Source organism: Stenotrophomonas sp. 93052_Sma (genome assembly GCF_056481145.1).
On sequence record NZ_CM151134.1, the window covers coordinates 1,705,311 to 1,716,615 of the forward strand.

Annotated in this window: 8 protein-coding genes, 1 tRNA gene and 1 pseudogene; 8 read left to right on the top strand and 2 right to left on the bottom strand. The window is 65.0% G+C overall.

The window, feature by feature from the left end; translation table 11 throughout:
- Nucleotides 1-87 precede the first annotated feature (87 nt).
- From ACZK2V_RS08090 to ACZK2V_RS08125, 8 genes and pseudogenes are all read left to right on the top strand, one after another.
- Nucleotides 88-582: a CinA family protein gene (locus tag ACZK2V_RS08090; RefSeq protein WP_010484249.1), complete on the top strand. Its 495-nt coding sequence runs from the start codon at nucleotides 88-90 to the stop codon at nucleotides 580-582.
- A 34-nt stretch (nucleotides 583-616) separates the two neighbouring features.
- Nucleotides 617-2,297 (top strand): annotated as a pseudogene (gene ubiB / locus ACZK2V_RS08095) (2-polyprenylphenol 6-hydroxylase).
- Between the two features lie 212 nt (nucleotides 2,298-2,509).
- Nucleotides 2,510-3,145, top strand: coding sequence for a transcriptional repressor LexA (lexA, locus tag ACZK2V_RS08100; RefSeq protein WP_005412936.1), 636 nt, complete (start codon nucleotides 2,510-2,512; stop codon nucleotides 3,143-3,145).
- A 204-nt stretch (nucleotides 3,146-3,349) separates the two neighbouring features.
- The gene (recA, locus tag ACZK2V_RS08105; protein ID WP_005412937.1) at nucleotides 3,350-4,387 is read left to right on the top strand and encodes a recombinase RecA; all 1,038 of its coding nucleotides are present in this window, start codon (nucleotides 3,350-3,352) and stop codon (nucleotides 4,385-4,387) included.
- A 110-nt stretch (nucleotides 4,388-4,497) separates the two neighbouring features.
- Nucleotides 4,498-4,989 carry a recombination regulator RecX gene (recX, locus tag ACZK2V_RS08110; RefSeq protein ID WP_005409024.1) on the top strand — a complete coding sequence of 164 codons (492 nt, stop codon included), beginning with the start codon at nucleotides 4,498-4,500 and terminating at the stop codon, nucleotides 4,987-4,989.
- Nucleotides 4,990-5,098: 109 nt separating this feature from the next.
- Nucleotides 5,099-7,747 carry an alanine--tRNA ligase gene (gene alaS, locus ACZK2V_RS08115; protein ID WP_201118714.1) on the top strand — a complete coding sequence of 883 codons (2,649 nt, stop codon included), beginning with the start codon at nucleotides 5,099-5,101 and terminating at the stop codon, nucleotides 7,745-7,747.
- 147 nt (nucleotides 7,748-7,894) lie between these two features.
- Complete coding sequence (gene csrA / locus ACZK2V_RS08120; protein ID WP_006432031.1) at nucleotides 7,895-8,098, top strand: carbon storage regulator CsrA; 204 nt, start codon at nucleotides 7,895-7,897, stop codon at nucleotides 8,096-8,098.
- A gap of 78 nt (nucleotides 8,099-8,176) precedes the next feature.
- Nucleotides 8,177-8,269 (top strand) — tRNA-Ser (locus tag ACZK2V_RS08125).
- Between the two features lie 84 nt (nucleotides 8,270-8,353).
- Here ACZK2V_RS08125 and ACZK2V_RS08130 read toward each other — a convergent pair.
- Together ACZK2V_RS08130 and ACZK2V_RS08135 are read right to left on the bottom strand one after the other, a co-directional pair.
- Nucleotides 8,354-8,815: a DUF4189 domain-containing protein gene (locus tag ACZK2V_RS08130; protein WP_049422690.1), complete on the bottom strand. Its 462-nt coding sequence runs from the start codon at nucleotides 8,813-8,815 to the stop codon at nucleotides 8,354-8,356.
- Nucleotides 8,816-8,936: 121 nt separating this feature from the next.
- Complete coding sequence (locus tag ACZK2V_RS08135; RefSeq protein WP_486323098.1) at nucleotides 8,937-11,267, bottom strand: TonB-dependent receptor; 2,331 nt, start codon at nucleotides 11,265-11,267, stop codon at nucleotides 8,937-8,939.
- Nucleotides 11,268-11,305 lie beyond the last annotated feature (38 nt).

Consider the following 11,305-nt stretch of genomic DNA (forward strand, 5'->3'; position numbering starts at 1 on the left):
CCGGCAGCGCAACCGTGCCGGAGGCCCGCGACATCCAGCTGTCATCTGCGGTACAACGTGCAGGTTCTTCACCCCACCGTCATGCCGATGTCCATTCCCACCGACGCTGAACTCAACGCCCAGTCCGCCGCGCTCGGGCAGCGCCTGCAGCAGGCCTCGCTGCAGCTGGTGACCGCTGAAAGCTGCAGTGGTGGCTGGATCGCCAAGTGCATGACCGATATCGCCGGTTCCTCGGCGTTCTTCGACTGCGGCATGGTGGTCTACAGCTACGAGGCCAAGCAGCGCCTGCTGGGCGTGCGCGCGCAGACCCTGGAGCAGTTCGGTGCGGTCAGCCGCGAAACCGTGCTGGAAATGGTGTCCGGTGCGCTGGTCAATTCCGGCGCCGGCATCGCGGTGGCGGTGACCGGCATTGCCGGCCCCGGCGGTGGCAGTCCGGACAAGCCCGTCGGCAGTGTCTGGATCGGCTGGAAGCGCCGTGGCGGCTACGCCCGTGCCGAGCTGTTCCAGTTCGACGGCGACCGCGAAGCCATCCGCCGGCAAACCGTGGCGGCGGCATTGCGCGGTATCGACGCCCAGCTGTGACATGCTGCTCCGGTAATCGTCCGGAGCACGCATGATGTGGGAAACGCTGGGCACGGTCCGTGACCTGGGCCGACTGCAGGAAATCGCCGTCGTCCTGATCCGCTATGGCTTCGGCGATGTGGTGCGGCGCATCGGCCTGGCCAGCACGCTGGAGCGGGCAGGGCGCCTGCTGCACTGGAACGAGGAGCGGCAGGAACTGTTGCGGATGACCGCGCCGGTGCGCGTGCGCAGCGCGATGCAGGATCTCGGCCCGACCTTCGTCAAGCTCGGCCAGGTACTGGCGACGCGCGTCGACCTGCTGCCGCCGGAATGGATCGCCGAGCTCTCCGAACTGCAGAACGCGGTGCCGGCGCTGCCGTACGCGGATATCCGCGAGCAGCTCGAGGCCGACCTGGGTGCATCTCCTTCAGAAGTGTTCGCCTTCCTCGATGAAACCCCGATGGCCGCCGCTTCGCTGGCGCAGGCCCACCGCGCGCCTGCATGACGGTCGCGAGGTGGTGCTGAAGGTGCGTCGCCCCGGCATCCGCGATGTGGTCGAGGCCGACCTGCGGCTGCTGGCCCGCCTGGCGGAGATCGTCGAGGCGCGCCTGCCGGACCTGCGCCGCTATCGCCCGGCCGAGGTGGTGCAGCAGTTCACCGTGTCGCTGCGTCGCGAGCTGGATTTTGCCGCCGAATGCCGCAATGCCGAGCGCATCGCGCGCAACTTCAAAGGCCGAGACGATATCCTGATTCCCAGCGTGCACTGGCAGTGGACCTGCGAAAGCCTGAACGTGCAGGACTTCGTCGACGGCATTCCAGGGCGTGATCTGGCTGGCGTTGATGCCGCAGGACTGGACCGGCGCGAACTGGCGCGACGCGGTGCGGACATCGTGCTGAAGATGGTGCTGGAGGACGGCAGCTTCCACGCTGATCCGCACCCGGGCAACATCATCTACCTGCGCGACGGCCGTATCGGCGTGATCGATTTCGGCATGGTCGGTGCGTTGTCGGAGGTGCGCCGCTTCCAGGTCGCGCAGTTGCTGCACGGGCTGGTAGAGCAGGACCCGCAGGGTGTGGCCGACGTGCTGCTGGACTGGGCCGGCGGCGTGGAAGTGGACGAGAACCGGCTGCAGCACGACATCAGCCAGTTCGTCGACCAGTACCGTGGCGTGCCGCTGAAGGACCTGCGCATCGGTCTGATGCTGGGCGACATCACCCAGCTGCTGCGCAGCTACAGCCTGACCCTGCCGGCCGACCTGGCGCTGATGATCAAGGCGTTCCTGACCCTGGAAGGGATGGGGCGGCAGCTGGACCCTGATTTCGACATGGCCAGTGCCGCGCGCCCGTTCCTGGAACGGGTGGTGCTGCAGCGCTATGCGCCCAGGGCGCTGCTCAAGCGCGGCCGGCGCAGCCTGCTGGGCCTGGTCGACTTCGCCGGTGAACTGCCCCGCGATCTGCGCAAGCTGGTCCAGGCTGCGCGCCGGGGACGCCTGCAGCTGAAGGTGGAAACCACGGCGCTGCAGGGCTTCGGCGAGCAGGTCAACCGCGCGGCGAACCGGCTGGTGATGGGCATCGTCACTGCCGCCCTGATCATCGGCTCATCAATCGTGATGCACAGTGTAGGTGGCGTCTCCAGCCGCTGGCTGCTGGCGCTGGGCGTGTGCGGCTTCATCGGCGCCGGCTTCTGCGGCGTCTGGATCCTGTTTTCGATCTGGAGAAGCGGCAAGCACACATAGTGTGCTTGCCGCAGCGGTTCCCAACGGGAACCGCGGAATCGCCGCGCGATTCCTGTAGAGCCGACCGCTGGTCGGCTGCTTTTGCTCCGCCTTTGTCTCTGCCAGCCAGGCCAAGCCCAGCGACGATCGCCCAGCAGGGCTCGGCACCACAGCTGTCGCCGTGTCGCCCCCGGCACTTGCAGTCCCGTTTATTAGTAGTAATACTACTAATCATGGACCTGACCGACACCCAGCAGGCGATCCTGCAGTTGATCGCCGAGCGTATCGAGAGCGAAGGCGCGCCGCCGTCGCAGACTGAAATCGCACGTGCGTTCGGCTTCAAGGGCGTGCGCGCGGCCCAGTACCACCTGGAAGCCCTGGAGCAGGCCGGTGCGATCCGTCGCATCCCCGGTCAGGCCCGCGGCATCCGCCTGGTACAGGCACCGCCGGTCGAGAAGCTGGCCGAGCCGGGCCTCCCCGACAGTGTGCTGCGCCTGCCGGTGCTCGGCCGGGTTGCGGCGGGCCTGCCAATCGGCGCCGATATCGGCTCGGACGATTTCGTGGTGCTGGACCGGGTGTTCTTCTCGCCCGCGCCGGACTACCTGCTGAAGGTGCAGGGCGATTCGATGATCGACGAGGGCATCTTCGACGGTGACCTGATCGGCGTGCATCGCACCCGCGACGCCCATTCCGGGCAGATCGTGGTGGCCCGCATCGATGACGAGATCACGGTCAAGCTGCTGAAGATCGCCAAGGATCGCATCCGCCTGCTGCCGCGCAATCCCGATTACAAGCCGATCGAGGTACTGCCGGATCAGGACTTCGCTATCGAGGGCCTCTATTGCGGCCTGCTGCGGCCCAACCGTTGACCCGTTCCATAGCGCATTACCCCGCGGTCTTTTGTGGCGATTCTCTGGTTCCACTGAGGTTGGTACGGATGTCCGATAATTCTTTTCAGAGCGCCGGGCAGAATCTCAGCCTGTGCGATACGTCCGACTTAAAGTGAACCCATGGCAAAGAAGACCCCCAAAGACAGCACCTCCAACGACACGACCTCTGCAAGGACCAATCCGATGGACGAGAACAAGAAGCGCGCCCTCGCTGCAGCTCTGGGCCAGATCGAAAAGCAGTTCGGCAAGGGCTCGGTGATGCGCATGGGCGACCGCGTGGTCGAACCCGTCGAAGCCATCCCGACCGGTTCGCTGATGCTCGACATCGCGCTGGGCATTGGTGGTCTGCCGAAGGGCCGTGTCGTTGAGATCTACGGGCCGGAATCCTCGGGCAAGACCACCTTGACCCTGCAGGCCATCGCCGAATGCCAGAAGATGGGCGGTACCGCGGCCTTCATCGACGCCGAGCACGCGCTGGACCCGATCTACGCCGCCAAGCTGGGCGTGAACGTGGACGACCTGCTGCTGTCGCAGCCGGATACCGGTGAGCAGGCGCTGGAAATCGCCGACATGCTGGTCCGTTCGGGTTCGGTCGACATCCTGGTGATCGACTCGGTTGCCGCGCTGACCCCGAAGGCCGAAATCGAAGGCGAGATGGGCGACCAGCTGCCAGGCCTGCAGGCGCGCCTGATGAGCCAGGCGCTGCGCAAGCTGACCGGCAACATCAAGCGCTCCAACACCCTGGTGATCTTCATCAACCAGCTGCGCATGAAGATCGGCGTGATGATGCCGGGCCAGAGCCCGGAAACCACCACGGGTGGCAACGCGCTGAAGTTCTACGCCTCGGTCCGCCTGGACATCCGCCGTATCGGCGCGATCAAGAAGGGTGACGAGATCATCGGTAACCAGACCAAGATCAAGGTCGTCAAGAACAAGCTGGCACCTCCGTTCAAGCAGGTCATCACCGAGATCCTGTATGGCGAAGGCATCAGCCGTGAAGGCGAGCTGATCGACATGGGTGTGGATGCCAAGCTGGTCGAGAAGGCTGGCGCCTGGTACAGCTACGGTGAAGAACGCATTGGCCAGGGCAAGGACAACGCCCGCGGCTACCTGCGCGACAACCCGACTGTCGCCGCCAAGCTCGAGGCCGAGCTGCGCGAGAAATTCCAGCCGGCCGAAGCGGCCCGCGAGGAAGGCGACGACGAAGGCGAAGACGAATAAGGCTTGCTGTGGGGCAGGGTGGCGCCGTCAGTGACGTCGCCCTGTCCCGCAGGTTCGAATCGCCCAGGGATGGGCTGGGCGCCACGGATGGCGCCACCCTTGGAGTACCCATGTCCGACGCCGAAGACATTCCGACCGGCCGCAAGCGCCGGCCGCGTGAGCAGACCCCCGTGCAACGGGCGCTGGGCCTGCTGGTCCGCCGCGAGCACTCGCGCAAGGAACTCACCCGCAAGCTGACCGCCCGTGGCATCGAAGACGAAGCCGCGCAGGCCGCTGTCGCCAAGTTGACCGAGGCCGGCTGGCAGGACGACACCCGTTTTGCCGAGAACCTGGTGAGGATGCGCGCCAACACCGGTTATGGGCCGATCCATGTCCGCGCCGAGCTGGGGACCCACGGCCTGGACAGTGCCGCGATTGCCGCAGCGATGGACAGCTACGAAGGCGACTGGCAGGAAAACGCCCGTGATCTGGTCCGCCGACGCTTTGGCGAGGCCGGCCCGCAGGACCTGACGCAGCGGCGCAAGGCCGCCGATCTGCTGGCCCGACGGGGCTTCGACGGCGACAGCATCCGCCGCGCAACCCGCTACGACCCGGATGACTGAGACTGGCGGCGCCGGGCCTGATACCCTTTAGGTTTTCGGCGGTCCCTCGCGACCCTGGCCAACGCGGCCGGTGGTCCGGGTCCGCCGGCCCGCAGACTGCCAGCCCCCAATGAACGCATCCGCCAAATTCACGACTTCCCAGATCCGCAGCGACTTCCTTGAATTCTTCAAGGGCAAAGGCCACACCATCGTGCCGTCGGCGCCGCTGGTGCCGGGCAATGATCCGACCCTGCTGTTCACCAACTCCGGCATGGTGCAGTTCAAGGACGTGTTCCTTGGCGCGGAGAAGCGCAGCTACGTGCGCGCGGCCGACGTGCAGCGCTGCCTGCGCGCCGGCGGCAAGCACAACGACCTTGATCAGGTCGGCTACACCGCACGCCACCACACCTTCTTCGAAATGCTGGGCAACTGGTCGTTCGGCGACTACTTCAAGAAGGACGCGATCGCCTGGGCTTGGGAGCTGCTGACCCAGGTCTGGAAGCTGCCGGCCGAGCGCCTGCTGGTCACCGTCTACCAGACCGACGACGAGGCCTACGCGCTGTGGCGCGACATGGTCGGCGTGCCGGAAGAGCGCATCGTGCGCATCGGCGACAACAAGGGCGCACCGTTCGCCTCGGACAACTTCTGGCAGATGGCCGACACCGGTCCGTGCGGCCCTTGCACCGAGATTTTCTACGACCACGGTGACCATATCGCCGGCGGCCCCCCGGGCTCCCCGGATGAGGACGGCGACCGCTTCATCGAAATCTGGAACCTGGTGTTCATGCAGTTCGACCGCCAGCCGGATGGCACCCTTGTGCCGCTGCCGGCGCCGTGCGTGGATACCGGCATGGGTCTGGAGCGCCTGGCGGCGATCCTGCAGCACGTGCACACCAACTATGAGATCGACCTGTTCCAGGCCCTGATCCGCAAGGCGTCCGAGCTGACCGGCACCGCCGATCTGGAAAACAAGTCACTGCGCGTGATCGCCGACCACATCCGTGCCTGCTCGTTCCTGATCGTCGACGGCGTGCTGCCGTCCAACGAAGGCCGCGGCTACGTGCTGCGCCGTATCATCCGCCGCGCCCTGCGCCATGGCTGGATGCTGGGCGTGCGCCAGCCGTTCTTCAGCAAGCTGGTGCCGACCCTGGTCGAGCAGATGGGCGAGGCCTATCCGGAACTGCCGGCGGCGGTGGATACCGTCACCCGTGCGCTGCAGGCCGAGGAAGAGCGTTTCGCTGAAACCCTCGATGCCGGCATGAAGATCTTCGAGGACGTGGCCGGCAAGGCCAGCAATGGTGTGATCCCGGGTGTTGACGCGTTCCGCCTCTACGACACCTATGGCTTCCCGCTCGACCTGACCCAGGATATCGCCCGCGAGCGCGACCTGACCGTCGACATTGCCGGCTTCGACGCCGCGATGGAGCAGCAGCGCGAGACTGCGCGCGCGGCTGGCAAGTTCGGCGGTGGCGTGACCCTGCCTGCCGAGCTGGTGGCGACCCTCAGCCCGACCGTGTTCCTGGGGTATGACCGCCTGCAGGCCGACGGCCTGAGCGTGCTGGCCCTGCTCAAGGACGGTCGTCCGGTGCAGTCGGCCGATGCCGGTGATGCGGTCATCGTGATCACCAACCAGACCCCGTTCTACGCCGAGTCCGGCGGCCAGGTCGGCGACACCGGCGTGCTCACCGGCAACGGCGTGCGCCTGGTGGTGGAAGACACCCAGAAGTTCGCCGGCCAGTTCCATGGCCACGTCGGCATCCTGTCCGAAGGCGGCCTGAAGGTTGGTGACGTGCTGTCCGGCCAGGTCGATGGAGAGCGCCGTGGCGCCACCATCCTCAACCACTCCGCCACCCACCTGCTGCATGCCGCCCTGCGCGAAGTGCTGGGCACCCACGTGCAGCAGAAGGGCTCGCTGGTGGCGCCGGACCGCCTGCGCTTCGACTTCTCGCACTTCCAGCCGATCAGCGCGGAAGAGCTGGCCGTGATCGAGCGCAAGGTCAATCAGCAGGTGCGTGCCAACAATGCAGCCGAAGTGCACACCATGGCCATGCAGGAAGCGCTGGACTTCGGCGCGATGGCCCTGTTCGGCGAGAAGTACGGTGAGCACGTGCGCGTGCTGAAGATGGGTGACTACTCCACCGAGCTGTGCGGCGGTACCCACGTCAACCGCACCGGCGACATCGGCCTGTTCAAGATCACCTCCGAGGGCGGTGTCTCCGCTGGCGTGCGCCGTATCGAAGCGGTCACCGGTCAGGGCGCCCTGGACTACGTGGACGCCGAAGAGGCCCGCCTGGCCGAAGCCGCCGACCTGCTCGGTGGCAGCGCTGCCGACGTGGTCGAGAAGATCCGTGCCCTCGGCCAGCGCCAGAAGCAGCTGGAGCGCGAACTGGAAGCCGTGAAGGCCAAGGTTGCCGCCGGTGCTACCGCCGACCTGTCCGGCCAGGCTGTCGAGGTTGCCGGTGTGAAGGTGCTGGCCGCCCGTCTGGAGGGCTTCGATGCCAAGGCCCTGCGTGACGCCATGGACCGCCTGAAGCAGCAGCTGGGCGATGCGGTGATCGTGCTGGCTGGCGCCCAGGACGGCAAGGCCGCCCTGGTCGCAGGTGTGAACGGCAGCGCAATGGGCAAGGTCAAGGCCGGGGAACTGTTGTCCCATATCGCCGGTCAGATCGGGGGCAAGGGCGGCGGACGCCCGGACCTCGCCCAGGGTGGTGGCGAGGACGGGCCCGCCCTTGCCACTGCGCTGGCTGCAGTCGTCGAATGGGTCAGCCCCCGCCTGTGATGAACCTGGCCGTCCCCCTCCTTGTAGGAGCGGGACGGCTGACGGTACCATTGCGAATCTTTTCCCTTTGTCGTGGTAGCGCTTCTTGACGGAGCGTCAAGCCGGTGGGGGATACCCTTCCACACGGTTCCATGGAGACTTACAAAAATGTTGATCCTGACTCGCCGCGTCGGCGAAACCCTGATGATCGGTGACTCGGTGAGCGTCACCGTGCTTGGCGTCAAGGGTAACCAGGTGCGTATCGGCATCACTGCGCCGAAGGACGTCGCTGTGCATCGCGAAGAGATCTACCAGCGCATCCAGCGTGGTGATGAAGCCGGTGGCGCCGGTAGCGAAAATTCTGCCGAATAACGCTTTACCTTCGCACTCGATTAACGTTATGATTCACGCCCCGCTGAGGTGCAACGCACCAGACGCGGAGAAAACCCCGGAGTGATGCCCGAGTGGCCGAAGGGGCTCCCCTGCTAAGGGAGTATAGGGTCAAAAGCTCTATCGAGGGTTCGAATCCCTCTCACTCCGCCAGATACAAAGAAGCGCCTGCAGATCCTCGATCTGCAGGCGTTTTTCTTTATCCGACACTCGAAAGTACAGCCGGCGTGGAGCTGGCTATTCTGGCTGATCGGTGCGGATGGCAGGCGTTGGCATGGGCGCGGGCGTCGCCGCTGGTGCCGGAGCGGGCGCACCGGGCAGCTGTGGCGGTTCAAGATAGCGAGGTGGGGTTTCCCGCCACAGCAAGGCAAGCGTGCAGTCGTTGGCACGTTCCCTGCACATTCTTTCGGCCTTCCGCTGCGCGGCGTCCGCGGTCTTCTCACCCAGTGCAAAGCCCAACGCAATCGTGCCGGTCGCTATGGCCGAATAGCCTTCGCTGCTGGTGCTGGCGGAGTGACCGCAATTGCGCGATCGCGCTGCGCAGTAGTGCAGCGACTGCTGCATCGCAGTGGTGAGGGAAGATTGGTTCATCGAATAGCCGTAGCGGCCATCCTTGTCGTAGGTGATCGCAGACGCAGCACTTGCGCCTGATGAAACGGACAACAACAGTGCCAGTGAAACCGCATGCTTCCAGTTCATCACGCTCTCCTTCTCTGCCGATGGTGAATCAACCGGGGAGCGTGGTGCAACCACGCAGGGGGTGCGATGGACGACGCCTGCAGGCCGTCTGCCTGCAGGCGTGTACCGATGCATCCGGTTGTCAGAGCTTCACCGTCACACCCACCTGGAAGCCACGCCCGGGCAACGGTGCGATGTACTTCAACGGCGAGTTGTGCGGTCGTGCTTCCTCATTGAGCAGATTGCTGCCATTGACGAACACTTCCATGCTGGCAATGTAGGCATTGCGCACCGGCAGTTCGCGGCTGACCTGCAGGTCGACCAGGTTGAACGCATCCAGTGGCACCTCCTCGCTGACGTTGCGGCCGAGGTACTTCTGCCTGTCGTAGTAGGTGCTGGACAGCTGCGCCTTCCAGCCCTCGCGCTGCCACTGCAGATTGGCGCCGTAGCGGTTGGTCGGCATGTTCGGCAGGTACTCGCCGTCATTGTGGGCGCGCAGCGAATCGGGGTGATCGGCCTTGTTCTTCACCAGGTCGGCGAAGGCGGAGACATTCAACGAACCATAGCGGCCCAGGTCCACGGCCTGCGACACGTCGATCTCGAAGCCCTTCACCGTGGTGTCGGTCTGCTTCCAGTACTTCAGTGGCAGGCGGTTGGCGGTCTGCAGGCCGGAGTAGCCGAGGTAGAGATAATTCTCGTACTTCATCCGGTACGCGGTGGCGGACAGCTCGAAACCACCGAGGTGGAACAGGCCGGTCAGTTCCAGGTTCTTCGCGCGCTCCGGTTCCAGGTTCTGGTTGCCTTCTTCCTGTGTCATCACCGAATAGTGCGCGTTGCTGGCATACAGCTCGTTGATCTCCGGGGCGCGCTGTGAGGATGAGTAACGGATCTTGGCTGAGAACAAGGGGCCGAGCTCGACATACGAACCCAGGCTGTAGCTGTTGAGCCGGTAGTCGCGATCCTGCAGTTTGGTGTTGGCGGCATTGCGCGCGGTCTTGAAGCGGCTGGGCTGCAATTCGTGATCCACACGCTCGTGGCGCACGCCGGCATCGAAGGTGGCCCAGCCGAAGTCCAGCGTCTCCTTCAGGAACACCGCATTGCTGCGCGTGTCCACGTCCGGCAGGTAGCGCTGCGAGCCGCTGCCGGTGACATCACGCGACTGATGGCTGAAACCGAGCAGGCCGCTGAGAGGGCCGATGCGTTGATGGCTGAGCAGCAGCTCGGCCTGGGTGCTCTCGAAATCGTAGTCGTTGGCCTTGGTGGCGCCCAGCCGCTCGCCTGAGGTGTTGTCCAGCTTGGAAACACGGAGTTCCGCGCGCTCGAACCACGGCAGTGGATCACGCAGCAGGGCTTCCAGCGCGTAGCGCTGTTGCTTGATCACCACGCCCACCGGCAGGCCATCGGCATAGTTGGAACCGAACGACAGGTTCTGCATCGAGAAGCCCGGTACGCCGTACTCGCTGTCCTTGGCATCGATGCTGACACCCACGTAGCCACGGTCGAAGAACAAGGTCGAGCCGAAGGCCACCTGACTGTTGCGCGCATAGCTGTTGCCCAGCCGGTGATGGTAGTCGGGTGTGACATCGTTGTTGATCTGCTTCTGCACGTACGACGGCGTGCCGGGCACGTAGGCCGGGTTGACCGGATTGATGTAGGTGCGGCGCTGCCAGACCGAGGTCGGAGCGTTGGTGTAGAACGAGAAATCGCCGTCGGCCCAGTCCGGGTTCTCGGTCATGAACTGGTCGATGTATGGCTGCGAGGCTTTGTTGTAGATCTGCTGGACGCGCGCCTCTTTCTGGCAGGCGTCGGCCAGTGCCGAGTTGACGCCCCCGCCGGCCGGGAACAGTCCGGTGTTGCAGACGCTGGCCTTGCTGTTGCCGGGGATGTCGTAGTGCGAGATCCGCTGTCGGGATACCTGCAGGTTGGTGGAGACGTTGCGCTGGTTGTTGAAGTTCATGCGGAAGCCCTGCGCGTCGGCCGCGTTGAAGCCCTTGCGCAGGACCAGTTCCATCGACTGGTCCTTGTCTTCCATGCTGCGCGAGATCAGGCCCGAATCGATCTCAACACTGCCGCCGATCGCATTGCCGCCGTAGCGCACGGTGTCGGAAGACTTGTTGACGGTGACACTGCGTACGAACAGCGGATCGAACGGGATGTTGATGTCGCCGCTGATCGCGTTCATGCCCAGAATCGACTGGCCGTCCTGCAGGATCTGCACGCGGTTGCCGCTGAGGCTGCGGATGACCGGAGCGCCCGCATTCGGCCCGAAGGCGCTGCTCTGCACACCGGAGACGTGTTCGAGCAGGCCGCCGAGGGTGCGGTTCTGCGCCTGCGGATTGTCGACGGTGACCCGGCTGTCGATGCGCGAAGGCTGGGTGGCCTGGACCTGGAGGGTGGGGAGGGTGGGTTCGTTCGCGGCCTGGGCGGTGTGGACGGCGAACAGAATGGCTGCAGCAAGGAGATGGCGGCGCATGACACGATCCGTGAAGTTGATGTGAAATGTTATAACGT